Here is a 23714-nt window from a genome sequence, read left to right on the forward strand (position 1 = left end):
CGCCCCGGCGCGTCAGGCCGGGGCCACGTGCCGGCGGGCGCGGAGGGCCAGGCTGAGGGAGAGGACCGTCTCCGGGTCGTCCAGGTCCGTGCCCAGCAGCTCCGAGATCCGCGCCAGCCGGTTGTACAGGGTCTGGCGGTTCAGGTGCAGCTCCCGGGCCGTCTCCGCCTTGCGCCCCGCGTGCGCCAGGTACGTCTCCAGGGTGGGCAGCAGCGGCGGCCGGGAGGCGGCGTCGTGGACGCGAAGCGCCCCGATCGCCCGGTCCACGAACGCCGCCAGGTCGGGGTGTTCGCGCAGCCGCCACAGCAGCAGGTCGATGTCCAGGCGGCGGGCGTCGTACCAGGGCCGGGCCGGGAGCCCGTGCGCGGCGGTGGCGGTCTCGGCCGCGTGCCGCAGGCCCGCCGAGGCGGCCGCCCAGCTTCCGGAGACCCCCACTACCACCGCCGGCGGCGACCCGGCCCGGTCCAGGCCGGCCCGCTCGACGCCCGCCCGCAGCGCCGCGGCGACCCGGTCGGCGACCGTCGTGCGCTCCGACTCCGCGCGCAGCGACACCAGCAGCGGCACCCGTCCCTCCACCGGCCGGACGCCCAGCAGCACCGGGACCCCGACCGACGACAGCTCCTCCAGCACCGCCCGGGCCAGGACGGCCCAGTTCCCCGCGGCCCCCAGATCGGTGGACAGCCGCATCACGATCGGCAGCAGCGGCCCCGTGCCCGGCCGGAAGCCCAGCACCCGCGCCTGCGCCGGGGCGTCCTCCGCCGAGATCCGGCCCTCCGCCAGGTCCGTCAGGAAGTCGCCGCGGCCGCGCGCCGCCAGCTCCTCCTCCTGCCGCGCCTGCATGAGGACCACGGCCAGCACCCCGGCCGTGCGCTCCGCCGCCATCCGGTGGACGGGCAGCAGCGGCGCCGAGACCCCGGCCAGGACCACCCGGGCCCGGACCGAGCCCGTGCCGTGTCCGCCGCCGGGGACGTCGACCACCACCGCGTTCCCCGAGGGCTCTGCCTCCCGCTGGCCGCGCAGGCCCTCCCACACCTGGAGCGGGTCCGCCGCGGCCTCCCCGGACACCGGCCCGGCCGCGTACAGCAACTGCCCGTCCGGGGTCTCCAGGAAGACCGGGTTCGCCGTGAAGTCGGCCAGGATGCGCAGCACCTGCGGGATCCCGCCGCCGCCGAGCAGGGCCTCCGTGCAGCGCCGGTGGACCTCCTCGGCCCGCTGCAGGAGGGCGTAGTGGCCGTTGACGATCTCGGTGTGGACCTCCTCGGTCACCGCCACGAAGGGCACCTCGCGGTGGAGCTGCACCAGCGGCAGCCCGGCCGCGCGCGCCGTCTCCACGATGGTCGCCGGCAGCCGCGTGAAGCGCGGTCCCAGCTCGACGACCAGCGCGGCGATGCCCCGGTCCGCGAGGCGGCGTACGAAGGCGCGCTGCTCGGCGGGCCGGGTGCCCAGGCCCAGGCCCGTGGTCAGCAGCAGCTCGCCGCCCTTGAGCAGCGAGGCGATGTTGGGGACCTCGCCCGCGTGCACCCAGCGGACGGTCCGGCCGAGCCGGTCGGCGCAGGCCACCACCTCCGGGAGACCGCCGCGCAGCCCCGGCAGCTCAAGTGCCCGCTGAACCGTGATTCCGCCCTGGTTGTCCATATCGCGGACCGTACCCGTGCGTCACGCCGGAGCGCTAAGCGGGTGCGATGTTGTGGTTGAACCGGAAGACGTTGTCCGGGTCGTACTCCCGCTTCACCGCCCCCAGCCGCCGCATGTTCTCCGCGCCCAGCCCGGCCACGACCCGCTCCGCGCCCTCGTGTCCGGTGAAGTTGAGGTAGACGGCGCCGGTCGACCAGGGCCGCACGTCCTCCCGCACGTCCTTGACCCACTGGCGGCACAGCTCGTCGTCCGCGGGGTCCTCCCAGATCGCGAACGGGTGCACGGCCCACGGCGCGTCCCGGTAGGGGACCGGGTAATCGGCCGGGCCGTCGGCGATCGCGCCGCCCTGCGGGAACACGAGGTGCTGCGTGCCCGTCGGCACCGGCATGGTGCCCGCCCGGGCGCAGAACACGTCCACGAACGCGTCCGGGACGCCCGTCAGATACTCCGCCGACCAGTAGTTCCGCAACCCCGGCGGGTCGTCGATCATGCACTGGAGGTCGGCGTACGGGATGGCCGTCACGATCTCCGACTCGTGCGGCAGCGCCAGCAGCGGCTCGGCCAGCCGCCGCATCTCGTCCTCCGGACCGGCGTACGTCAGCAGCGCACCCGCCATCAGCCGCCCCACCAGGTGGGCCGGTACGAACTCCTCCGGCGGGCCGGTCAGGTACATGGCCGCCCCGCTCGCCTCGCGCGGACCCGCCTCGATCACGGCCCGGAACGTACGGAGCACCTCGGGCCCGTACTCGGGCAGGTACAGGACGAACGCGATCGACATGGCGGGCAGCTCGTGCAGCCGCAGCGTCATCGAGGTGGCGATCCCGAAGTTCCCGCCGCCGCCGTGCAGCGCCCAGAACAGCTCCGGACGGTCCTCGGCGGTCGCGGTCACCGTCTCCCCGTCCGCGGTCACCAGGTCCACGCCCAGCAGGTTGTCGACGGCCAGCCCGAACGCCCGGTCCAGCCAGCCCGACCCGCCGCCCAGCACGAAACCGCCGACGCCGGTGGTGGAGACCCGCCCGCCGGTCGTGGCCAGGCCGTGCGGCTGGCAGGCCCGGTCCAGGTGGCTCATGGTCGCGCCGCCGGCCACCCGTACCGCCCGGGCCGCCGGATGCACCGTCACCTCGTTCATCCGCCGCAGGTCGATCACCAGCGCCCCGTCGCCGAGCGCCGTCCCGGCCACGCTGTGCCCGCCTCCGCGCACCGCGACCGGCAGGTCCAGCTCGCGGGCGAAGCGGACGGCCGTGACCACGTCCGCCTCGCTCTCGCACTGGGCGATCACGGCCGGCCGCCGGTCGATCATGGCGTTGAAGACCGTCCTGGCCTCGTCGTAGCCGCTGTCCTCCGGAGCGAGGACCGGGCCCGAGAGGTCCTCGCGGAGCGCGGCCAGGGCCGTACCCGCCTTCGATGGGGAAGCCATGACCGGCCCCCTTCCGGGAAGGGCATGGGACCCCTTCAGGCTAGGCGCGCCACCGCCTCGGGGCATCCCGGGGGGCGGCGGCCCTGCGGGCGGCCGCCCCCGGGATCCGGTGCGTCAGCCCCCGTACGCGCCGCTCGCGGTGAGCCGCAGCGCGGTGTCGATCAGCGGGACGTGGCTGAAGGCCTGCGGGAAGTTCCCGACCTGCCGCTGGAGCTTGGGGTCCCACTCCTCGGCCAGCAGCCCCAGGTCGTTGCGCAGGGCGAGGAGCTTCTCGAAGAGCCGGCGGGCCTCGTCGACCCGGCCGATCATCGCCAGGTCGTCGGCCATCCAGAACGAGCAGGCCAGGAAGGCCCCCTCGTCACCCGCCAGACCGTCCACACCGGCCTCCTCGCCGGCCGTCGGGTAGCGCAGGATGAAACCGTCCTGGGTCGACAGCTCGCGCTGGATCGCCTCGATGGTCCCGATGACGCGCTTGTCGTCCGGCGGCAGGAAGCCCATCTGCGGGATCAGCAGCAGCGAGGCGTCCAGCTCCTGGGAGCCGTAGGACTGCGTGAACGTGTTGCGCTCCTTGTCGTAGCCCTTCTCGCACACGTCGGCGTGGATCTCGTCGCGCAGCTCGCGCCAGCGCTCCAGCGGGCCGTCCGCGTCGCCGCTCTCGATCAGCTTGATCGTGCGGTCCACGGCCACCCAGGCCATCACCTTGGAGTGCACGAAGTGGCGGCGCGGGCCGCGCACCTCCCAGATGCCCTCGTCCGGCTCGCTCCAGTGGGTCTCCAGGTAGCGGATCAGCTTGAGCTGGAGCAGCGACGCGTAGTCGTTGCGCGCCAGCCCGGTCATGTGCCCCAGGTGCAGGGCCTCGGTGACCTCGCCGTACACGTCGAGCTGCAGCTGGTGGGCGGCCCCGTTGCCGACGCGGACCGGACCGGAGTTCTCGTAGCCCGGCAGCCAGTCCAGCTCCGTCTCGCCCAGCTCCCGCTCGCCCGCGATCCCGTACATGATCTGCAGGTTCTCCGGGTCGCCGGCGACCGCGCGCAGCAGCCAGTCCCGCCAGGCCGCGGCCTCCTCGCGGTAGCCGGTGCGCAGCAGCGAGGACAGGGTGATCGCGGCGTCCCGCAGCCAGGTGTAGCGGTAGTCCCAGTTGCGGACCCCGCCGATCTCCTCCGGGAGGGAGGTGGTCGGCGCGGCGACGATCCCGCCCGTGGGGGCGTACGTCAGGGCCTTGAGGGTGATCAGGGAGCGCACCACGGCCTCCCGGTAGGGCCCGTGGTACGTACAGTGCGCGACCCACTCCCGCCAGAACTCGCTGGTGGCCTCCAGCGCGGCCTCGGCGTCGGGGCACTCGGGGGCGCTGCGGTGCGAGGGCTGCCAGCTGATGGCGAAGGTCACCCGGTCACCGGGGCCGACGGTGAAGTCGGAGTACGTCGTCAGGTTCTTGCCGTACGTCTCGGCCTCGGTGTCCACCCAGACCGAGTCCGGGCCGGCGACGGCCACCGTACGGCCGTCCACCTTGTGCACCCAGGGCACGACCCGGCCGTAGCTGAAGCGCATGCGCAGCGCCGAGCGCATCGGGACGCGCCCGCTGACGCCCTCCACGACGCGGATGAGCTGGGGCGCGTGGCCCTCGCGCGGCGGCATGAAGTCGATGACGCGGACGGTCCCCCGCGGGGTGTCCCACTCCGACTCCAGCACCAGTGATTCGCCGCGGTAGCGGCGACGGTCGGCTCGCGGCGCCTCGGTCCCGGGCGGGACCGCGGGGCCGACCCGCCAGAACCCGTGCTCCTCGGTACCGAGAATGCTCGCGAAGGCGGCAGGGGAATCGAAACGGGGCAGACACAACCAGTCCACCGCTCCGTCCCGGCAGACCAACGCCGCGGTCTGCATGTCCCCGATCAGTGCGTAATCCTCGATGCGCCCGGACACGTTGCATCTCCAGTCGAACGGCCACGTCCGCCCCTGAGGGCGCTTGCATTGCGCGGATGCGCGGTCTTCCTGCGTGTAGGGATCACCGCGTCGAGCTCCAGACTGCCGGACGAGGCGTGGTGACGCCGAATTCCGGCCTGCTCGACGGCGATGTAACAGCGGTATCCGAGCAGGGTATGACGGGCACCCTAGTGATCTCCTGAAGTCCTGGGACAATGTGGCTGGACTGAACGGGTGACCTGGGCGAACGGCCCTGACGGGCCGCCCCGGGAGGGTGTGGCGCGAGCCCGCCGCCGCGCGCCCGGAGGCGGACCGTCCCGGGCGCTGATAGGCTGGTACCCCGTGGACCGGTGGTCTGCCTGTGCGAATCAGGAGCCCCGAAACCGCAGCTTCGGCGCCCCCTGAGACCCCTTCCGGATCTCCGCGGAACGGCGCCGGACGCACCTCACCTCGCGACCACGGGAGCCCCCTCTTGGCGATGCCGCCCAAATCCATGACGACCAAGCACATCTTCGTCACCGGGGGTGTCGCTTCGTCCCTCGGCAAGGGGCTGACGGCCTCCAGCCTGGGTGCGCTGCTGAAGGCGCGCGGCCTGCGGGTCACGATGCAGAAGCTCGACCCGTACCTGAACGTCGACCCCGGCACGATGAACCCCTTCCAGCACGGTGAGGTGTTCGTCACGAACGACGGCGCCGAGACCGACCTGGACATCGGCCACTACGAGCGCTTCCTCGACGTCGACCTCGACGGCTCGGCCAACGTCACCACCGGCCAGGTCTACTCGCAGGTCATCGCCAAGGAGCGGCGCGGCGAGTACCTCGGCGACACCGTGCAGGTCATCCCGCACATCACCAACGAGATCAAGCACCGCATCCGCCGCATGGCGACCGCGGACGTCGACGTGGTGATCACCGAGGTCGGCGGCACCGTCGGCGACATCGAGTCGCTGCCCTTCCTGGAGACCGTCCGCCAGGTCCGCCACGAGGTCGGCCGCGACAACGTCTTCGTCGTGCACATCTCGCTGCTGCCCTACATCGGCCCCTCCGGCGAGCTGAAGACCAAGCCCACCCAGCACTCCGTCGCGGCGCTGCGCAACATCGGCATCCAGCCCGACGCGATCGTGCTGCGCGCCGACCGCGAGGTCCCCACCTCCATCAAGCGCAAGATCTCGCTGATGTGCGACGTGGACGAGGCCGCCGTGGTCGCCGCGATCGACGCCAAGTCGATCTACGACATCCCGAAGGTCCTGCACACCGAGGGCCTCGACGCGTACGTCGTCCGCAAGCTCGACCTGCCCTTCCGCGACGTCAACTGGACCGTCTGGGAAGACCTCCTGGACCGGGTCCACAACCCCGACCACGAGGTCAAGGTCGCGCTCGTCGGCAAGTACATCGACCTGCCCGACGCCTACCTGTCGGTGACCGAGGCGCTGCGCGCCGGCGGTTTCGCCAACCGGGCCCGCGTCCAGATCAAGTGGGTCGCCTCCGACGACTGCAAGACCCCGGCCGGGGCAGCGGCGGTGCTCGGCGACGTGGACGCGATCTGCGTCCCCGGCGGCTTCGGCGACCGCGGTGTCAACGGCAAGGTCGGCGCGATCACCTACGCCCGCGAGAACAAGGTCCCGCTGCTCGGCCTGTGCCTGGGCCTGCAGTGCGTGGTCATCGAGGCCGCGCGCAACCTCGCGGGCATCGAGGACGCGAACTCCACCGAGTTCGACGCCTCCACCCCGCACCCGGTCATCTCGACCATGGAGGAGCAGCTGGCCTTCGTCGAGGGCGCGGGCGACCTGGGCGGCACCATGCGCCTCGGCATGTACCCGGCGAAGCTCGCCGAGGGCTCCATCGTGCGCGAGGTCTACGGCGACCAGGCGTACGTGGACGAGCGCCACCGCCACCGCTACGAGGTCAACAACGCCTACCGCGGCGAACTGGAGCAGAAGGCGGGCCTCGTGTTCTCCGGCACCTCCCCGGACAACAAGCTCGTCGAGTACGTCGAGTACCCGCGCGAGGTCCACCCCTACCTGGTGGCCACGCAGGCCCACCCGGAGCTCCGCTCCCGCCCGACCCGGCCGCACCCGCTCTTCGCGGGCCTGGTCAAGGCGGCCGTGGAGCGCCAGCAGTCGGCGAAGTGACCGCCTGAGCGCATAACGTAGACAGCCGGGGTACGGAAAGATCCGTACCCCGGCTGTCGCGCGTTGTGTGGAGGCTAGGGGCATGGGCATCAGCGATACGTCGGAAAGCTGGGAGACGCTGTCGACGCGGCGGCCCTTCCAGGGCGCCAAGACGGCCGTCGACTCGGACATGGTGCGGATGCCGGACAGGTCGGTGGCCCGCCGCGACTACCAGGTCCACCCCGGCTCGGTGTGCGCCCTGGCCCTCGACGCCGAGGACCGGGTCCTCGTGATCCGCCAGTACCGCCACCCGGTGCGCCACCGGCTGTGGGAACTGCCCGCCGGTCTGCTGGACGTGCCGGGGGAGAACCCGCTGCACGCGGCGCAGCGCGAGCTGTACGAGGAGGCGCACGTCAAGGCCGAGGACTGGCGGGTGCTGGCCGACTTCTTCGCCTCGCCCGGCGGCTCCGACGAGGCGATCCGGATCTTCCTGGCGCGGGGCGTCTCCGCCGCCGAGGGGGAGCGGTACGAGGAGTCCGACTCGGAGGAGGCCGACATGGAGGTGGCCTGGGTACCCCTGGCCGACCTCGTGCGCGGCGTCCTCGCGGGCGAACTGGGCAACCCCGGCCTCGTCACGGGCGTACTGGCCCTCGCCGCCGCCACGGCCTCCGGGGACGGCCCCGACGGCCTCCGCCCGGCCCTGGCCCCTTGGCCGGCCCGCCCGTACGAAGCGTAGTCACCGCGCCCCGCACCCCGGCGCGGCCGGGGGTCCGGCCCGGCCGGGGGAGCGGGGGAGGCCTCCCCGCCCGGTCGCAGCCGCCCACGGGCGGCTGGCCGCCGCCCCGCTCCGTACCGCGACCCGCCCGGCCTGCGCGGGACCCGCCGGCGGGCGGTGGCGCGGGGCGGCAACCCGGCCCGGGCGGGGCGCCGGAGCCGGGACGTGCCGCCCGCGCACGATAAAGCGGACCATCCGCTGATCCGATTGGGGGATCTACCCGCCGCGCTCCACCCGGGTCGTCGCTCTGCGTGAACTACGCTCGCAACCCGAAGGCAGGGAGAGGAGCGGATCCGTGACGGATTTCGTCGGGCGGCGGCGTGAGCTCAAGGAGCTGCGCGAGGACATCGCGCGGACCGGGCTCGACACCCTCTCCGGCCGCAAGGCCAAGGCGCCCCGCGCGCGGGTGCTGCTGGTCGCCGGACGGCCCGGCTCCGGCCGGACCGCCCTCGCCGAGGCCTTCGTCCGCGAGGTCGCCGACCAGTACCCCGACGGGCTGTTCACGGTCCGTCTCACCACCCCCGGCGGGGAGCCGGTGACCGCCGAACGGGCCGGCCGCACCCTGCTGGAGGCCCTCGGCAGGCCCACCCCGCCCGGCGCCTGTGAGGAAGACCTGAGCGCCGCCCTGCGGGAGGCGCTCGCCGGCCGGCGGGCCATCCTCCTCCTCGACGACGCCGCCGACCCGCAGCAGGTCGACGCCCTGCTCCCGGACACCCCCGAGTGCCTGGTCGTCGTCACCGCCGAGGGACCGCTCACCGGGATCCCGGACGTCCGCCCCTGCACCCTCGGCGGCCTGGACACCCCCTCCGCCGTCGAGATGCTCGCCCAGCAGATCGGCGACACCCGCGTCACCGTCGACCCCCGCGCCGCCGAGGCCCTCGCCGAGGAGTGCGGAGGCCAGCCCGCCGCCCTCGCGCTGGCCGGCGGCTGGCTCGCCGCCCACCCCAAGGCCGCCGTCGCCGACCTGGCCAAGCAGCTCCACGACATGCCCCCGGGCACCAGCGGCCCGCTCGCCCGCTCCTTCCGGCTCGTCTACGCGTCCCTCCCGCAGCCGGCCCAGCGCACGCTGCGGCTCCTGCCGCTCGCCCCCGCCGGGATGCTCGACTCGCACACCGCCTCCGCCCTCGCCGGATGCTCGGTGGCCGCCGCGCAGTCCACCCTGGAGGACTTCGCCGGGCTGGGCCTCGTACGGCACGCGCACAACGGCCTGTTCCTGCTCCCCGGCTGCCTCGCACCGCTGCTCCAGTCCCTGCTGGAGGCCAAGGAACGGCCCGCCGAGGTCCAGCTCGCCCGCGCCCGGATGCTGGAGCGGACCGTACGGCTGCTGACCTCCTGCCGCGCCATGGCCGAGGACGACGAGGACCTGCTGCGGGAGCGCCTCGACGGGACGCCCCGCGCCCTGCGGTTCCCGGACCGGCGGGCCGCGGCCGTGTGGCTGGACACCCGGCTGCCCGCCCTGACGGCGGCCGCCACCCTGGCCGTCGCCGACGGCGGCCTGGACACCCTCGCCCGGCGCCTGGTGTCCGCCCTGGTCAGGGCCCTCGCCGAGCACCGGGGCACCGAGGCCGCCGCCCCCGAGCTGTACGGGCTGCACCGGCTCGTCCTCGACGTGGCCGAGCGGCGCGGCCTGCACCGGGAGCAGGCCGCCGCCCTGCTGAACCTGGCCGACCTGGACGCCGAGACCGGCCGCACCCAGGAGGCCCTGGAGCGGTACCGGGCCGCGCTCGACGCGGGAAAGGCCGCGAAGGACCCGTACGCCACCGGCCGCGCGATGGAATCCGTAGGCGGCGCGTACCAGGAGCTGGAGGACTGGCCGCGGGCCTCCGACTGGTTCGGCCGCGCCCTGTCCCACGCCCTCGCCCGGGGGGAGCGCGCGGACGAGGCCAGGCTGTACGGCCGGCTGGGCAACGTGCACACCTACGCGGGCCGCTACGGGGAGGCGCTGCGCAGCTGGCGGGCCGCCGCCGCGGGCTACCGCAAGCTCGCCGATGTTCCGGGCCAGGCAAAGGCGTTGAGCGAGATGGCGCGGGTCCAGGAGTACGCCGGACGGCCCGAGGAATCCCTGCACACCTGCCGCGAGGCGATCGAGCTGGCGCGCCGGGCCGGGGACCTGCGACTTCAGGCCGCCCTACAGGTCCGGCTGGCCGACACGCTGGACCGGCTCGGCGACCCCGCGGCCGCCAGGCTGCACCGGTCCGCAGCCGACAGATTGCTGGGAGATGACCCCGCTGCCTGCGAAATCCGTAGTGCTTCCGACTGAGATTATTCGTTTGCAAGGCTAGACAGCGACTCATCCTTCATTAGACTGGGTTCACCGCGGCTTCCCGTGGTGCATCCCGTTGCGCGTTCTTGTGGGCGGGTATGTATGGAAGTAGCCCGTAATATCCCCTGAGCCAAGGACCGTGATCGACGATGAAGGTCGGCATCCCCCGCGAGGTCAAGAACAACGAGTTCCGGGTCGCCATCACGCCCGCCGGCGTGCATGAGCTGGTCCGCAACGGCCACCAGGTCTTCGTCGAGCAGAACGCCGGTGTCGGCTCCTCGATCACGGACGCCGAGTACGTCTCGGCCGGTGCCGAGATCCTCGGTACCGCCGACGAGGTCTGGGCGACCGCCGACCTGCTGCTGAAGGTCAAGGAGCCCATCGCGGAGGAGTACCACCGCCTCCGCAAGGACCAGACCCTCTTCACCTACCTGCACCTCGCGGCCTCCCGCGAGTGCACGGACGCCCTCCTGGAGTCCGGCACCACCGCCATCGCGTACGAGACGGTCGAGCTCGCGAACCGCGCGCTCCCGCTGCTCGCCCCGATGTCCGAGGTCGCGGGCCGCCTGGCCCCGCAGGTCGGCGCCTACCACCTGATGCGCTCGGCCGGCGGCCGCGGCGTGCTCCCGGGCGGCGTGCCCGGCACCTCCGCGGGCGAGGCCGTCGTCATCGGCGGTGGCGTCTCCGGCTGGAACGCCGCGCAGATCGCCATCGGCATGGGCTTCCACGTGACCCTGCTCGACCGCGACATCAACAAGCTCCGCGAGGCCGACAAGATCTTCGGCACGAAGATCCAGACGATCGTCTCCAACGCCTACGAGCTGGAGAAGGCCGTCCTCGCGGCCGACCTCGTCATCGGCGCGGTGCTGATCCCGGGTGCGAAGGCGCCGAAGCTGGTCACCAACGAGCTCGTCTCCCGGATGAAGCCCGGAAGTGTCCTTGTCGACATTGCGATCGACCAGGGCGGCTGCTTCGAGGACTCCCGTCCGACCACTCACGCCGAGCCGACCTTCCAGGTCCACAACTCGGTCTTCTACTGCGTCGCCAACATGCCGGGCGCGGTGCCGAACACCTCCACCTACGCGCTGACCAACGCGACCCTGCCGTACATCGTGCAGCTCGCGAACCTCGGCTGGGCCGAGGCCCTCCGTCGCGACCCGGCGCTCGCGCTCGGCCTCAACACCCATGACGGCCAGGTCGTTTACGGTCCCGTCGCCGAGGCCCACGGCCTCGAGACCCTTGAGCTGAGCACGCTGCTCGGCTGATCCGTCAACGACTGACGTCAATCTCACGTATCCGGCCGGACCTTGCCCGCAAGGTCCGGCCGGACGCGTTCGCGGGGTGCCCGCCGACCCGCCTCAACTCGCCTCGAACGTAACCCTTTAACCCTTTCGCACACCCGCGAAACTTCGCGGCGACAGCTCGTACGCCCTTGACAGAGTGGTGTTCGGTTGCCGACACAACGCGTCGGGTCCGGCGGATTGTGTTGCCGCTGAGCGGTGACACGCCATAGAGTCGCCAACCGTCGGCATGGTGCAACGCTGACCTATCGATAAGTGTCCTGGTCACGTCCGAGGAGGTAAGACGACTTGTGAATGAGTCGACATTTGCTCCTGGGGGTGGTCGAGCAGGGACGCCTGAGCGGGCCCAGGGTCCTGCCGGGCTCGAAGCTGTCGGCTCCGTCGCAGTCCGCACCTTCGCAAACCACCAGCACATGACGACGCCCCAAAAGAGCATGGACGGCCTAGACGTGAACTCCAGGGCCGGCGACCTGAGCGGCGAAAAGCCCACTGGTTTCGCCGACTACGACAATGTGCCCGAGGGGCACTTCTACGACCCCGACGCGGAGTACGAACCGGACCCCGAGTACGCGGCCACTCTCGCCCCCGACGCTGCCCGCCAGCGCCGCGAGCGGATCGGCCCGACCGGACGCCCGCTGCCGTACTTCCCGATCCCGGGTCCGCTGGCCGAACACGGCCCGGCGAAGATCATCGCGATGTGCAACCAGAAGGGCGGCGTGGGCAAGACCACGTCGACCATCAACCTGGGTGCCGCGCTCGCCGAGTACGGGCGCCGCGTGCTGCTCGTCGACTTCGACCCGCAGGGCGCGCTGTCCGTGGGCCTCGGCGTGAACCCGATGGAACTCGACCTGACGGTCTACAACCTGCTCATGGAGCGGGGCATGTCGGCCGACGAGGTGCTGCTCAAGACGGCGGTCCCCAACATGGACCTGCTGCCGAGCAACATCGACCTCTCGGCCGCCGAAGTGCAGCTGGTCAGCGAGGTCGCGCGCGAGTCCACCCTCCAGCGGGCCCTCAAGCCCCTGATGGCCGACTACGACTACATCGTGATCGACTGTCAGCCCTCGCTCGGCCTGCTGACCGTGAACGCCCTCACGGCGGCTCACAAGGTCATCGTCCCGCTGGAGTGCGAGTTCTTCGCGCTGCGCGGCGTGGCGCTGCTGACCGAGACGATCGAGAAGGTGCAGGAGCGGCTCAACCCGGAGCTGGAGCTCGACGGCATCCTCGCCACGATGTACGACTCCCGTACGGTGCACAGCCGCGAGGTCCTGGCGCGCGTCGTCGAGGCGTTCGACGACCACGTCTACCACACGGTCATCGGCCGGACGGTGCGCTTCCCGGAGACCACGGTCGCCGGTGAGCCGATCACCACGTACGCGTCCAACTCCGTCGGCGCCGCCGCCTACCGCCAGCTGGCCAGGGAGGTGCTCGCCCGGTGTCCCGCCGAGTGAGTCTGCCCGGAGCCGACGAACTGTTCCGCACGACCGGGGGCACGGCCCTCCAGTCGTCCTCGCCGAGGCGGGGCGCCGACGAGGTGCCGGCCGGCGGCACGGAACACGCGGCCGCCCCGGCGGACGGCACGGCGAGGACCACGGGAGACGGCCGCGTCCGGGAGGGCGGCGACCCGGCGGTGGGCGCGCAGCGCAGGCCGCAGGAAGGTTCTGCCACTGCCGCCGGGGCGTCCTCGCCCCGGTCCGGCAAGGGGCAGGGCCGGGGCGCGAACCGGCGGCCGAGCGGCCGCGAGCGGCACGACGAGAAGATCACGGTCTACGTCTCCGCCGAGGAGCTCATGGACCTGGAGCACGCCCGGCTGGTCCTGCGCGGCGAGCACGGGCTGGCCGTGGACCGCGGCCGCATCGTCCGCGAGGCGGTCGCCGTGGTCCTGGCGGACCTGGAGTCCCGCGGGGACGCCAGCATCCTCGTACGCCGCCTGCGCGGCCGCTGATCCGGCCCGGGCCCCAGGGCATAGGCTGCGTCCGGGGGCGGGCGGTGCCCGCCCGGCCGTAAGCCGAACCCTCCGCACCACCCTGGACCGCGATGCCCCCGCACGACGACCCCGCCCGTCCCGCCCGCCCGGCCCGCCGGAGCCTGGGCCGCAGGAGTCTGGGCCGCGGGAGCCTGGGCCGCGAGCCGGGAGCTGCCGAGGAGCCCCTGACGGGCCCGCCGCAGGACGTCCCGGACGAGGAGACCCCCGAGGCCCCCCGGGCCGCCGACACCCCCGCCGAGCCCCGCCAGGAGGCCGCGGGGGAGGGCGAGGCCCCCGGTGACGGACGGTTCACGCTGCGGCTCGCCAACTTCGAAGGCCCCTTCGACCTCCTGCTCCAGCTGATCTCGCGGCACAAGCTCGACGTCACCGAGGTGGCGCTGTCCGAGGTCACCGACGAGTTCATGGCGCACATCCGTGCCATGGGCCCCGACTGGGACCTCGACCAGACCACCGAGTTCCTGGTGGTGGCGGCCACCCTCCTCGACCTGAAGGCGGCCCGGCTGCTGCCCGCCGCCGAGGTGGAGGACGAGGCCGACCTCGCCCTGCTGGAGGCGCGGGACCTGCTCTTCGCGCGGCTGCTCCAGTACCGGGCGTACAAGCGGATCGCCGAGATCTTCGAGCTGCGGGCCGAGGACGAGGGCAGGCGGTACCCCCGCACGGTCGGCCTGGAGCCGCACCACGCGGACCTGCTGCCCGAGGTGGTCATCAGCATCGGCGCCGAGGGCTTCGCCCGGCTGGCGGTGCGGGCCATGCAGCCCAGGGCCAGGCCCGAGGTGTACGTCGACCACATCCACGCCCCGCTAGTCAGCGTGCGGGAGCAGGCGGGACACCTCGTACGCCTGCTCAAGGCGAGGGGCGAGGCGACCTTCCAGGAGCTGACCGAGGACGCCCCGGACACCCTGACCGTCGTCGCGCGGTTCCTGGCGCTGCTGGAGCTCTACCGGGAGAAGGCCGTCGTCCTCGACCAGGAGGAGGCCCTGCGGACCCTCACGGTGCGCTGGAGCGGCGGGGACGGGGACGGAATGCCGAAGGTCACCGACGAGTTCGACCAGGTCGTGGAGGCGGGCGAATGACACAGGCGCTGGACATCAAGGGCGCCCTGGAGGCCGTCCTGATGGTCGTGGACGAACCCGCGACCACGGAACACCTCGCCAAGGTGCTGGAGCGCACCCCGCGCGAGGTGGCCGACGCCCTGCGCGAGCTCGCCGACGAGTACACCGTGCAGCGCAGGGGCTTCGAGCTGCGGCCGGTCGCCGGCGGCTGGCGGTTCTACACCCGGCCCGAGTACGCGCGGGCCGTCGAGGCCTTCGTCCTGGACGGCCAGCAGGCCCGGCTCACCCAGGCGGCCCTGGAGACCCTGGCGGTCGTCGCGTACCGCCAGCCGGTCAGCCGGTCGAGGGTCTCGGCGGTCCGCGGAGTCAACTGCGACGGGGTCATGCGGACCCTCCTGCAGCGGGGTCTGGTGGCCGAGGCGGGGACGGAACCCGAAACAGGTGCGATCCTGTACAGGACGACGAACTACTTTCTGGAGCGGATGGGCCTGCGCGGCCTGGACGAGCTCCCGGAGCTCGCGCCCTTCCTCCCCGAGGCGGACGCGATCGAAGCCGAGACGCAAGAGGGTGTTCCGTCGTTCGATCCGGATGCACCGGATACCTCTGAAGACGACAAGACGACGGAACTTTGATGCGAAGCAGCGGCAACGGTAACGGCAACGGCGGCGGCAACAGGAACAGCAGCGGCGGCGGTGGCGGCGCACGCGGCGGCAGCTCCCGCGGCGGCTCGGGCTCGGGCGGCGGCAGCCGCGGAAGCGGCTCCGGCGGCGGTGGCTACCGCGGCGGCTCGGGCAGCGGCGGCTCCGGCGGCGGCTACCGCGGCGGCTCGGGCGGCGGCAGCTCCTCCGGCGGCTACCGGGGCGGCTCGGGCGGCGGCTACCAGGGTGGCGGCGGCTACCAGGGCGGCTCCGACTCGCGCGACCGCGACCAGCCGGCGCCCCGCATCCGCAACCCCCGCCCCGAGGAGCGCCGCTACGACGTCGGCCCCGAGGGCGAGCGCAACGGCCGCGGCGGTGCCAAGGCGGGCGGCGGCGGTGCCCGCGGCGCCGCCGACGGCGGCCGGGGCGGCTCCGGTGCCCGTGGCGCCGCGGCGCGCGGTGGCGCCAAGGGCGGCCCCAAGACCTCCAAGACCCCCGGCATCGGCGGGGCCGGCGGCCCGCGCCGCGGTCCCGGCAGCCGCAGCGGCCAGTCCCGCCCGCGCGAGCTGGACGCGCGGATCGAGGAGCGCGTGCGCGACCGGTACGCCGACAAGCCCGTGATCAAGACGCCGAAGACCTTCCCGGGTGCCGAGGAGGAGGGCGAGCGCCTGCAGAAGGTCCTCGCCCGCGCCGGCATGGGTTCGCGCCGCGCCTGCGAGGAGCTCATCGAGCAGGCCCGCGTCGAGGTCAACGGCGAGATCGTGCTGGAGCAGGGCAAGCGCGTCCTGCCGAAGGACGAGATCAAGGTGGACGGCCTGACCGTCGCCACCCAGTCGTACCTGTTCTTCGCGCTGAACAAGCCCGCCGGCGTCGTCTCCACCATGGAGGACCCCGACGGCCGCCAGTGCCTCGGCGACTACGTCACCAACCGTGAGACGCGTCTCTTCCACGTCGGCCGGCTCGACACCGAGACCGAGGGCATCATCCTGCTCACCAACCACGGCGAGCTGGCGCACCGCCTCACGCACCCGAAGTACGGCGTGAAGAAGACCTACGTCGCCGCGATCACCGGCCCGCTGCCGCGCGAGATCGGCAAGCGCCTCAAGGACGGCATCGAGCTGGAGGACGGCTACGCCCGCGCCGACCACTTCCGCGTCGTCGACCAGGTCGGCAAGAACTACCTGGTCGAGGTGACCCTCCACGAGGGCCGCAAGCACATCGTGCGCCGCATGATGGCGGAGGCCGGCTTCCCGGTCGAGAAGCTCGTCCGGACCTCCTTCGGCCCGATCGAGCTCGGTGACCAGAAGTCCGGCTGGCTGCGCCGCCTGACCAACACCGAGGTCGGCATGCTGATGCGCGAGGTCGGTCTGTAACCCCTCCCGTTCCCCGAGAAGAGCCCGCGGCGCCCCGGCGCCGCGGGCTCTTCCGCTTGTCAGGCCGTCCCGCCCCTGTTTATAGTCAGGGTGACTATTAAAGGGAGCGGGGGCCGTCATGGGCTGGAGTACGAGCTGGACCGAGATCCTCGGGTTCGCCACGGGGGCCGTCTGCGTCTGGCTGGTGGGCCGGCAGCACGTCGCGAACTGGCCGGTCGGCATCGCCAACAACGTCTTCTTCATCGTGCTCTTCACCCAGGCCGGCCTCTACGCCGACGCCGGGCTCCAGATCGTCTTCATCGCCCTCGCCGCCTTCGGCTGGTGGACCTGGACCCACGGGGGTGGACCAGGAACCGCGGGAGCCCTTCCGGTGCGCCGCACCACGCGCGCCGAATGGGCCTGGCTGATCGCGGCGGGGGCGGTGGGAACCACCGCGCTGACCCTCCGGCTGGACCGGGTCACCGACTCCACCGTGCCGTTCTGGGACGCGCTGACCACCGCCCTCTCGCTCATGGCCACCTACGGGCAGTGCCGCAAGCGCCTGGAGTCCTGGTGGCTGTGGATCGCCGCCGACCTCGTCTACGTCCCGCTCTACGCCTACAAGGGGCTGTACCTGACCTCGGTCCTGTACACCGGCTTCCTCGCCCTGTGCGTGGCCGGGCTGATCGGCTGGCGGCGCACCCTGCCGGCGCGAGGCGCCCGTACGGCCGTCGGGGCGGCGGCATGAGCGCCGGCGAGCGGTACGGGCACGGCCTGGTGCTGGGCAAGTTCTACCCGCCGCACGCCGGCCACCACCACCTCGTGCGCACGGCCCAGGACCGGTGCGAGCGGCTGACCGTACTGGTCTGCGCCGCCTCCGTGGAGTCGGTGCCGCTCGCCGACCGGGTCGCCTGGATGCGCGAGGAACACCCCGGGGCGGACGTGGTCGGCGCCGTCGACGACATCCCGGTCGACCTGCACGACCCGGCGGTCTGGGAGGCCCACATGGCGATCTTCCGGAGCGCGGTGGGCCGGCCCGTGGACGCCGTGTTCACCTCCGAGGCGTACGGGACGGAACTCGCGCGGCGGTTCGGGGCGCAGGAGGTCTGCGTCGACCCGGAGCGGACCCTGTTCCCCGTCTCCGGGACGGCCGTGCGCGCGGATCCCGTGGCGTGCTGGGAGTTCCTGGGACCGGCCGTACGGGCCGCCCTGACCCGGCGGGTCGTCGTCCTGGGCGCCGAGTCCACCGGGACCACGACCCTGTCGCGGGACCTGGCGGCGCGCTACCGGGCGCGGGGCGGGGTCTGGGCCGGGACGGGCTGGGTCGCCGAGTACGGACGCGAGTACAGCGAGGAGAAGCTCGCCGCGGCCCGGGCGGCCGACCCGGCCGCCTCCTGGTCCGAGGTGACCTTCGCCTCGCGGGAGTTCCCCGTGATCGCCCGCCGCCAGGACGAGGCCGAGGAACGGGCGGCCCGGCTCGGCTCGCCCGTCCTCTTCTGCGACACCGACTCCTTCGCGACCGGCATCTGGCACGAGCGGTACCTGGGCGGCCGCAACGCCGAGGTCGAGAAGATCGCCGCCCTGACCCGCCGGGACCTGTACCTGCTGACCGACGACGCCGGGGTGCCCTTCGAGGACGACGGGCTGCGGGACGGCCCGCAGCTGCGGCCGTGGATGACCGGCCGGTTCCGGGAGGAACTGGAGGCGACCGGACGGCGCTTCCTCGTCCTGCGCGGGGACCGGCGCACCCGGCTGGAGACGGCCGTCACGGCGGTCGACGCCCTCATCGCCGAAGGCCACCACTTCGCGGACCCCCTCCCGGAGAAGCGGTGAACGGGCCGGGGCCGGCGGGCGGTCCCCCCGCGCGCGGTCCGCAGGACTACGACCCCCACGCCTTCGAGCCGTTCGCGGTGACCGTCGACCTCGCCGTCCTCACCGTGCGCGGCGGCGCCCTGCACGTGCTGCTGATCCGCCGCGGCCAGGAACCGTACGCGGGTGCCTGGGCGCTCCCCGGCGGCTTCGTCCTGCCCCGGGAGTCCGCCGAGACGGCCGCGCGCCGCGAACTGGCCGAGGAGACCGGTCTGGCCGAGGCCCTCGTCGCGGACCTGCACCTGGAACAGCTGCGCACCTACAGCGAACCGGACCGGGACCCCCGGATGCGGGTGGTGTCGGTGGCCTTCACCGCCCTGGTCCCGGACATGCCCGAACCGGCCGCGGAAGGCGGCGGCGACGCCGACGGGGCCCGGTGGGTGCGCGTCGAGGACGCCGCGGACCTGGCCTTCGACCACGCGCGGATCCTGGCCGACGCCCGGGAGCGGGTGGGTTCGAAGCTGGAGTACACCTGCCTGGCCACCGCCTTCTGCCCGCCCGAGTTCACCCTCGGCGAGCTCCAGGCCGTCTACGAGACGGTCTGGGGCACCGCCCTCGACCGGCCCAACTTCCGCCGCAAGGTGCTCGCGACGCCCGGCTTCGTCGAGGCCGTGCCCGGCGCCGCCCGGCTGACCGGCGGCCGCGGCAAACCGGCCGCGCTCCACCGGGCGGGACCGGCGACCACCCTCCACCCTCCCCTGCTCCGACCCCCGGAAGGCTTCGCCCGATGACGACGAACACGACGACGGCCCGCGCGCCGAGGACGACCGCCAAGCGCCCCGCGACCGGAGCCCTCGTCGGCCTGGCCCTGGGCGACGCCCTGGGGTTCCCGACGGAGTTCAACGACGTCCCCTCGATCCTGGCCAAGACCGGGCCGTGGCGGGAGATGGCCCTGCCGCGTCCGGCGATCGTCACCGACGACACCCAGATGACGCTGGCCCTGGCCCGCGGCATGCGGACGGCCGGCGAGCGGGGCCGCGTCGGCCCGCTGCGGCTCGCCCGGCCGGTCCGGGAGGAGTTCGTCGACTGGTACCACTCCCCGGAGAACAACCGCGCGCCCGGCCGCACCTGCATGACGGCCTGCCGGCTGCTGGACCACCCGGAGCGGGACTGGCGGGACGCCAGCCAGATCGGCTCCAAGGGCTGCGGCGCGAACATGCGCGTGGCGCCCGTCGGGCTGGTGCCCGGCTGGACCGAGGAGGAACGCGCCGGGGCGGCCCAGCTCCAGTCGGCCCTCACCCACGGCCACCCGACCGCCCTCGCCGCATCCGACCTCACCGCCCGGGCGGTCCACCTGCTCGCCGGCGGCACCGAAGTGACCGGCCTGGTCGGCCGGCTGCGCTCGTACGCACTGGAGAACCGCACCCGCTACCACGAGCGCTGGCTCGGCGACCTCTGGAAGCGCACCGCCTCCGACGCCTCGCCGGAGTCCTTCATGGCGCGGGGCTGGGACGACTGCCTGGGCGTCCTGGACCGGCTCGCGGCGGCCCTGCGCACGCCCTCCCCGGAAACCGACCCCTGCCTGACCACCGGCGCCGGCTGGATAGCGGAGGAGGCCCTGGCCACGGCCCTCCAGTGCTTCCTGCTCTTTCCGGAGGAACCCCTCCTGGCCCTGCGCCGCGCGGCCTGCACGTCGGGCGACTCCGACTCGATCGCCTGCCTCGCCGGCGCGTTCGCGGGAGCCCACCTCGGCGCGGACGCCTGGCCCCGCGACTGGGAGGGCCGCATCGAGTACCGGGACGAACTCCTGGCCTTCGGCGCCCTCTGGGACGCGTGACGGCGTGATCGTGTGACGGCGTGACGGCGTGATCGTGTGACCGCCTACGCCGCCGAGGCGCGGCGCCAGTGGTGCAGGAAGGACTCGACGCGGGCGCGGTCGGGTTCGGGCGGGAGGGGGCTGGTGGTGAGGGCCGCGTCGGACGCGTCGGCGAGGCGGGTCATCCAGGCGTCGGCCTCTTCCCACGACAGTTCGCCCCGCTTGACCGCGAGGAGGCGCTCGCGGTCGGGGCCCGCGTCGATCGTGAGGCGGCCCGTGCGGAGCAGGTCGCGGCAGGATCCGAGGAGCCGCAGCAGGTGCATGGCGTGCTTCCAGCGCGGGGCGCCGTGCAGCCGGACGTCCGCGAGGAGCTTGCCGTGCTGGGACTTCGCGTAGCGGGTGAAGGTGGTGTGGGCCCGGCGGGAGAGGAAGGCCTCGCGCAGGGAGAGGAGTTCCTCTCCGGCCGGGGTGATCCGTTCGGTCAGGGGGGAGTGCAGGCACTCCAGGATGTTCGGGTTGGCCCGCAGCGCGAGTTCGCAGAAGCGTTCCAGCTCCCAGGAGAACTCCTCCTCCCGGGGCCCCTCCACGTGCGTAGGCGGCTTGTCGAACCGCCAGAACAGCGGCGTCGGGGCGAGGTAGACACCGCGCCGGTCGGTGTCGCTCGCCTCCGTCGCCAGGCCGAAGGCACGGGAGCCCATCACGCAGGCGTAGATCGTGTGGTCCCGTACCAGGGTGAGGTCGTCCATCCCGGGAGGTTAGGCGGGGAGCGTTCCGCTAGGCGAGCGAGATATTGCCGTCCGCCGCCACCGTGATCTTCTTCTCGGGCAGCGGCCGGGTGGCCGGACCCTTCGTCACGGCACCGTCCGTGTCCTTGAACCTGCTGCCGTGGCAAGGGCAGTCGATCTCCCCGTCCTGGACCTTGTCGACGAGGCAGCCCGAGTGCGTGCACACCGCCGAGAAGCAGCGGAAGGACCCGGCGGTCGGCTGGGTGACCACCAGCTTCTCCGCCTTGAGGACCTTGCCGCCGCCGACCGGCACCTCCGAGGACTTCACCAGTGCCTTCGCGGCCGGGGCCGCGGCGGACCCGCTCGGCTCCGCGACGGACGCGCCGCCCGACTCGCCCGCCGGCTCGTCGCCGCCGCCTCCGCAGGCGGCGAGCGTGCCGGCGGCGAGGGCGGCGGCTCCGGCCGCGAGTACGGTGCGCCGGGCGGTGTGCGTGGGGTCGTTCATGGGATCTCCTCGCTGGGGTGCCGGGATGGCGAGCATCCTGGCGTGTGGAGGGCCCCAGGTGAAGCCCGCCACACCGGTTCAGACCCCGGGCTCCCGGCGGGTCAGTTCCGCCGGGCGGCCGGGGGTGCGTACGACCTCCCACACGCGGGCCACCGCGTTCCGGTTCAACGGACCGTGGACGTGGGGGTAGCGGTCGCCGGATTCACCCGCACGGCGGACCTCCGACGTGAGCGCCGCCTCGTCCAGCTCCACGGCGAGCAGGGTGCCGGGCACCTCCCGGTAGTGGGACTCCACGATGGCGAGCGCGGTCGCGCGGTCCGCCGAACAGTGGACGAACCCCTCGGAGGCGAGCGAGGGAGGGGCGTACGGGAACTCCGGCGAGGCGTTCCAGTCGGCGAGGGGGACGATGTGGAAGATCATGACGGCCGTTGTACCGCACCGGCCGGAGGGCGTTGCGCCGAGTGGCGATACGGGTCGATCCGGGTGACATTGTCCGTGTCTCGAAGCCGGGCCCTCCGCTGGGTGTGCGGCCCGGTCCCTCTTCGAAAGGCATGACCATGGCGGGTAACGACCTCGGCTCCCTTCTCGGCAGTCTGCTCGGCGGTGGCGGTCAAGGCGGTCAGGGCGGTGGCGCGGGCAACATCCTCGGCGCGCTGCTCGGAGCCCTCGGCGGCGGGGGCGGAGGCCAGGGTGCCCAGGCCGCGGGCGGCGGCAACCCGTTGGGCGGGCTGATGGACATGCTGACCAAGTCCGGTCTGGCCGACCAGGCGCAGTCCTGGCTCGGCACCGGCGAGAACAAGGCCGTCAGCGGGGCGGAGATCGCCGACGCGCTGCCGGACGAGGTCCTCCAGAAGGCCGCGGGCCAGGCCGGCGTCAGCCCTGAGCAGGCCGCCGACCAGATCGCCCAGGCGCTGCCCACGGCCGTCGACAAGCTGTCGCCGCAAGGTCAGCTGCCGACCGGTTCGCTGGAGGACATCATCAAGCAGCAGAAGTTCTAGCCCCGGATCCCGCAGTCCGGATCCCGCAGTCCGGATCCCGCACTCCGGATCCCGGTCCGGATCCCGCGGTCCCGGATCCGACGAGGGCCCGGCCGCCGTCCCACGGGGTGGCCGCCGGGCCCTCGCGCCGTACGGGCTGGCTACCCTGAGTCAGGCCCCGCCGTCCGCGATCACCCTGGAGCACCCCGTGAGAACCGCCGTCGTCATCGGAACCGGACTGATCGGCACCTCCGCGGCGCTCGCCCTGACCGGCCGAGGCATCACCGTCCACCTCGTCGACCACGACCCCTCACAGGCCCGTACCGCCGCGGCCCTCGGCGCGGGCACCGACGAGGCGCCGGAGAACCGCGTCGACCTCGCCGTCGTGGCCGTCCCCCCGGCCCACGTGGCGGCCGCCCTGGCCGACGCGATCGGCCGCGGCCTCGCCCGCGCCTACGTGGACGTCGCCAGCGTCAAGGGCGGACCGCGCCGCGAACTCGCCGCGCTGGGCGTCGACGCGACGGCGTACATCGGAACCCATCCGATGGCCGGCAAGGAACGCTCCGGACCCCTGGCCGCGACGGCCGACCTCTTCGAGGGCCGCCCCTGGGTGCTCACGCCGACCCGCGACACCGACCACGAGGTGCTGAACCTCGCGCTGGAACTGGTCGCCCTGTGCCGGGCCGTCCCCGTCGTGATGGACGCCGACGCCCACGACCGGGCGGTGGCGCTGGTCTCGCACACCCCGCAGCTCGTGTCCAGCATGGTCGCGGCCCGGCTGGAGGAGGCGGACGAGACGGCGGTGCGGCTCTGCGGGCAGGGCATCCGGGACGTCACGCGGATCGCGGCGTCGGACCCGCGGATGTGGGTGGAGATCCTGTCGGCCAACCCGGGTCCGGTCGCCGACGTCCTGTCCGGGATCGCCGCCGACCTGGAGGAGACCGTGGAGGCCCTGCGCGGACTCCAGTCCTCCGACGAGGCCAAGCGCCGCGGCGGCGCCGCCGGCATCGAGGACGTCCTGAGGCGCGGCAACGCGGGGCGGGTCCGCGTCCCGGGCAAGCACGGCGCGGCCCCCACCGCGTACGAGACGGTCGGGGTGTTCATCAGCGACCGCCCCGGAGAACTGGCGCGCATCTTCGCGGACGCGGGCCGGGCCGGGGTCAACATCGAGGACGTGCGCATCGAGCACGCCACCGGCCAGCAGGCCGGCCTGGTCCAGCTCATGGTCGAGCCGCGCGCCGTTCCCGGCCTGGAGGCCGAGCTGCGCGAGCGGGGCTGGGCGCTGCGCCAGCAGTAGCCGCCGGAACCGGCCGCGGGACGGGCGGCGGGACGGGCCGTACGACCGGCCGCGGCACGGGCGGAATCAGCGGGTGCCGGGGGCCGGTAACCTGGGGGAGGGGCGCTTTTGGCGCGCCCGGACACGTACGCGCAA

21 protein-coding genes are annotated in these 23714 nt (G+C 73.3%); 15 read left to right on the forward strand and 6 right to left on the reverse strand.

Going from position 1 to position 23714, the window contains the following annotated elements; translation table 11 throughout:
* Nucleotides 1–12 precede the first annotated feature (12 nt).
* The 3 genes from AC07B0_RS31585 to AC07B0_RS31595 form a co-directional block, all read right to left on the reverse strand.
* On the reverse strand, nucleotides 13–1635 hold the full coding sequence (locus tag AC07B0_RS31585) for a PucR family transcriptional regulator (RefSeq protein WP_467294704.1): 1623 nt from the start codon (nucleotides 1633–1635) through the stop codon (nucleotides 13–15).
* A gap of 34 nt (nucleotides 1636–1669) precedes the next feature.
* Entirely contained in the window at nucleotides 1670–3052 is a 1383-nt protein-coding gene (locus tag AC07B0_RS31590; RefSeq protein ID WP_478899448.1) for an FAD-binding protein, read from the reverse strand.
* Nucleotides 3053–3166: 114 nt separating this feature from the next.
* Entirely contained in the window at nucleotides 3167–4933 is a 1767-nt protein-coding gene (locus AC07B0_RS31595) for a glycoside hydrolase family 15 protein (RefSeq protein WP_356874915.1), read from the reverse strand.
* Between the two features lie 517 nt (nucleotides 4934–5450).
* Here AC07B0_RS31595 and AC07B0_RS31600 point away from each other — a divergent pair.
* The 13 genes from AC07B0_RS31600 to AC07B0_RS31660 all read left to right on the forward strand — a co-directional run bounded on the left by AC07B0_RS31600 (nucleotide 5451) and on the right by AC07B0_RS31660 (nucleotide 20096).
* Nucleotides 5451–7103: a CTP synthase gene (locus AC07B0_RS31600; RefSeq protein WP_356874697.1), complete on the forward strand. Its 1653-nt coding sequence runs from the start codon at nucleotides 5451–5453 to the stop codon at nucleotides 7101–7103.
* Nucleotides 7104–7185: 82 nt separating this feature from the next.
* Nucleotides 7186–7818 (forward strand): NUDIX hydrolase, encoded by a 633-nt coding sequence (locus AC07B0_RS31605; protein WP_356874699.1) that lies wholly within the window; start codon nucleotides 7186–7188, stop codon nucleotides 7816–7818.
* A 334-nt stretch (nucleotides 7819–8152) separates the two neighbouring features.
* Nucleotides 8153–10117: a tetratricopeptide repeat protein gene (locus AC07B0_RS31610; protein ID WP_478899450.1), complete on the forward strand. Its 1965-nt coding sequence runs from the start codon at nucleotides 8153–8155 to the stop codon at nucleotides 10115–10117.
* 152 nt (nucleotides 10118–10269) lie between these two features.
* Nucleotides 10270–11385, forward strand: coding sequence for an alanine dehydrogenase (gene ald / locus AC07B0_RS31615; protein ID WP_356874703.1), 1116 nt, complete (start codon nucleotides 10270–10272; stop codon nucleotides 11383–11385).
* A 326-nt stretch (nucleotides 11386–11711) separates the two neighbouring features.
* Nucleotides 11712–12872 carry a ParA family protein gene (locus tag AC07B0_RS31620; RefSeq protein WP_467294697.1) on the forward strand — a complete coding sequence of 387 codons (1161 nt, stop codon included), beginning with the start codon at nucleotides 11712–11714 and terminating at the stop codon, nucleotides 12870–12872.
* The gene (locus AC07B0_RS31625) at nucleotides 12857–13366 is read left to right on the forward strand and encodes a hypothetical protein (protein ID WP_356874707.1); all 510 of its coding nucleotides are present in this window, start codon (nucleotides 12857–12859) and stop codon (nucleotides 13364–13366) included. Before AC07B0_RS31620 ends, AC07B0_RS31625 begins: the two co-directional genes overlap by 16 nt.
* 92 nt (nucleotides 13367–13458) lie before the next feature.
* Nucleotides 13459–14481: a segregation and condensation protein A gene (locus AC07B0_RS31630; protein WP_478899452.1), complete on the forward strand. Its 1023-nt coding sequence runs from the start codon at nucleotides 13459–13461 to the stop codon at nucleotides 14479–14481.
* A complete protein-coding gene (gene scpB, locus AC07B0_RS31635) occupies nucleotides 14478–15092 on the forward strand; it encodes an SMC-Scp complex subunit ScpB (protein ID WP_467294691.1) in 615 nt (204 codons plus the stop codon). The genes AC07B0_RS31630 and scpB overlap by 4 nt, the downstream gene beginning before the upstream one ends.
* Nucleotides 15092–16471 carry a pseudouridine synthase gene (locus AC07B0_RS31640; RefSeq protein WP_356874716.1) on the forward strand — a complete coding sequence of 460 codons (1380 nt, stop codon included), beginning with the start codon at nucleotides 15092–15094 and terminating at the stop codon, nucleotides 16469–16471. Before scpB ends, AC07B0_RS31640 begins: the two co-directional genes overlap by 1 nt.
* Before the next feature lie 118 nt (nucleotides 16472–16589).
* The gene (pnuC, locus tag AC07B0_RS31645) at nucleotides 16590–17198 is read left to right on the forward strand and encodes a nicotinamide riboside transporter PnuC (RefSeq protein ID WP_478899454.1); all 609 of its coding nucleotides are present in this window, start codon (nucleotides 16590–16592) and stop codon (nucleotides 17196–17198) included.
* Nucleotides 17195–18283, forward strand: a complete 1089-nt coding sequence (locus AC07B0_RS31650; RefSeq protein ID WP_478899455.1) for an AAA family ATPase — start codon at nucleotides 17195–17197, stop codon at nucleotides 18281–18283. Before pnuC ends, AC07B0_RS31650 begins: the two co-directional genes overlap by 4 nt.
* Nucleotides 18280–19050 carry an NUDIX hydrolase gene (locus AC07B0_RS31655; protein WP_356874722.1) on the forward strand — a complete coding sequence of 257 codons (771 nt, stop codon included), beginning with the start codon at nucleotides 18280–18282 and terminating at the stop codon, nucleotides 19048–19050. Before AC07B0_RS31650 ends, AC07B0_RS31655 begins: the two co-directional genes overlap by 4 nt.
* Complete coding sequence (locus AC07B0_RS31660; protein ID WP_478899456.1) at nucleotides 19047–20096, forward strand: ADP-ribosylglycohydrolase family protein; 1050 nt, start codon at nucleotides 19047–19049, stop codon at nucleotides 20094–20096. The genes AC07B0_RS31655 and AC07B0_RS31660 overlap by 4 nt, the downstream gene beginning before the upstream one ends.
* Before the next feature lie 44 nt (nucleotides 20097–20140).
* Here the strand turns inward: AC07B0_RS31660 and AC07B0_RS31665 are convergent, their stop codons facing one another.
* The 3 genes from AC07B0_RS31665 to AC07B0_RS31675 all read right to left on the reverse strand — a co-directional run bounded on the left by AC07B0_RS31665 (nucleotide 20141) and on the right by AC07B0_RS31675 (nucleotide 21725).
* Nucleotides 20141–20821 (reverse strand): nucleotidyltransferase domain-containing protein, encoded by a 681-nt coding sequence (locus AC07B0_RS31665; protein WP_478899458.1) that lies wholly within the window; start codon nucleotides 20819–20821, stop codon nucleotides 20141–20143.
* Nucleotides 20822–20849: 28 nt separating this feature from the next.
* The gene (locus AC07B0_RS31670; RefSeq protein WP_356874728.1) at nucleotides 20850–21305 is read right to left on the reverse strand and encodes a Rieske (2Fe-2S) protein; all 456 of its coding nucleotides are present in this window, start codon (nucleotides 21303–21305) and stop codon (nucleotides 20850–20852) included.
* A 78-nt stretch (nucleotides 21306–21383) separates the two neighbouring features.
* Complete coding sequence (locus AC07B0_RS31675) at nucleotides 21384–21725, reverse strand: DUF952 domain-containing protein (protein WP_478899459.1); 342 nt, start codon at nucleotides 21723–21725, stop codon at nucleotides 21384–21386.
* A 137-nt stretch (nucleotides 21726–21862) separates the two neighbouring features.
* On the opposite strand from AC07B0_RS31675, the gene AC07B0_RS31680 reads away from it, so the two are divergent.
* The gene (locus AC07B0_RS31680; RefSeq protein ID WP_356874732.1) at nucleotides 21863–22303 is read left to right on the forward strand and encodes a YidB family protein; all 441 of its coding nucleotides are present in this window, start codon (nucleotides 21863–21865) and stop codon (nucleotides 22301–22303) included.
* Nucleotides 22304–22490: 187 nt separating this feature from the next.
* Nucleotides 22491–23579: a prephenate dehydrogenase gene (locus AC07B0_RS31685; RefSeq protein ID WP_356874734.1), complete on the forward strand. Its 1089-nt coding sequence runs from the start codon at nucleotides 22491–22493 to the stop codon at nucleotides 23577–23579.
* Nucleotides 23580–23714 lie beyond the last annotated feature (135 nt).

This window comes from Streptomyces sp. NPDC044704 (assembly GCF_056433525.1).

Excerpts from the sequence above, each read along its gene's own strand:
- AC07B0_RS31680 (WP_356874732.1), top strand. The coding sequence starts at position 21,863 with ATGGCGGGTAACGACCTCGGCTCCCTTCTCGGCAGTCTGCTCGGCGGT.
- AC07B0_RS31595 (WP_356874915.1), bottom strand. The coding sequence starts at position 4,933 with ATGCAGACCGCGGCGTTGGTCTGCCGGGACGGAGCGGTGGACTGGTTG.
- AC07B0_RS31590 (WP_478899448.1), bottom strand. The coding sequence starts at position 3,052 with ATGGCTTCCCCATCGAAGGCGGGTACGGCCCTGGCCGCGCTCCGCGAG.
- AC07B0_RS31660 (WP_478899456.1), top strand. The coding sequence starts at position 19,047 with ATGACGACGAACACGACGACGGCCCGCGCGCCGAGGACGACCGCCAAG.
- AC07B0_RS31605 (WP_356874699.1), top strand. The coding sequence starts at position 7,186 with ATGGGCATCAGCGATACGTCGGAAAGCTGGGAGACGCTGTCGACGCGG.
- AC07B0_RS31665 (WP_478899458.1), bottom strand. The coding sequence starts at position 20,821 with ATGGACGACCTCACCCTGGTACGGGACCACACGATCTACGCCTGCGTG.
- ald (WP_356874703.1), top strand. The coding sequence starts at position 10,270 with ATGAAGGTCGGCATCCCCCGCGAGGTCAAGAACAACGAGTTCCGGGTC.
- AC07B0_RS31675 (WP_478899459.1), bottom strand. The coding sequence starts at position 21,725 with ATGATCTTCCACATCGTCCCCCTCGCCGACTGGAACGCCTCGCCGGAG.
- AC07B0_RS31600 (WP_356874697.1), top strand. The coding sequence starts at position 5,451 with ATGCCGCCCAAATCCATGACGACCAAGCACATCTTCGTCACCGGGGGT.
- AC07B0_RS31585 (WP_467294704.1), bottom strand. The coding sequence starts at position 1,635 with ATGGACAACCAGGGCGGAATCACGGTTCAGCGGGCACTTGAGCTGCCG.
- AC07B0_RS31650 (WP_478899455.1), top strand. The coding sequence starts at position 17,195 with ATGAGCGCCGGCGAGCGGTACGGGCACGGCCTGGTGCTGGGCAAGTTC.
- AC07B0_RS31640 (WP_356874716.1), top strand. The coding sequence starts at position 15,092 with ATGCGAAGCAGCGGCAACGGTAACGGCAACGGCGGCGGCAACAGGAAC.
- scpB (WP_467294691.1), top strand. The coding sequence starts at position 14,478 with ATGACACAGGCGCTGGACATCAAGGGCGCCCTGGAGGCCGTCCTGATG.
- AC07B0_RS31630 (WP_478899452.1), top strand. The coding sequence starts at position 13,459 with ATGCCCCCGCACGACGACCCCGCCCGTCCCGCCCGCCCGGCCCGCCGG.
- pnuC (WP_478899454.1), top strand. The coding sequence starts at position 16,590 with ATGGGCTGGAGTACGAGCTGGACCGAGATCCTCGGGTTCGCCACGGGG.
- AC07B0_RS31670 (WP_356874728.1), bottom strand. The coding sequence starts at position 21,305 with ATGAACGACCCCACGCACACCGCCCGGCGCACCGTACTCGCGGCCGGA.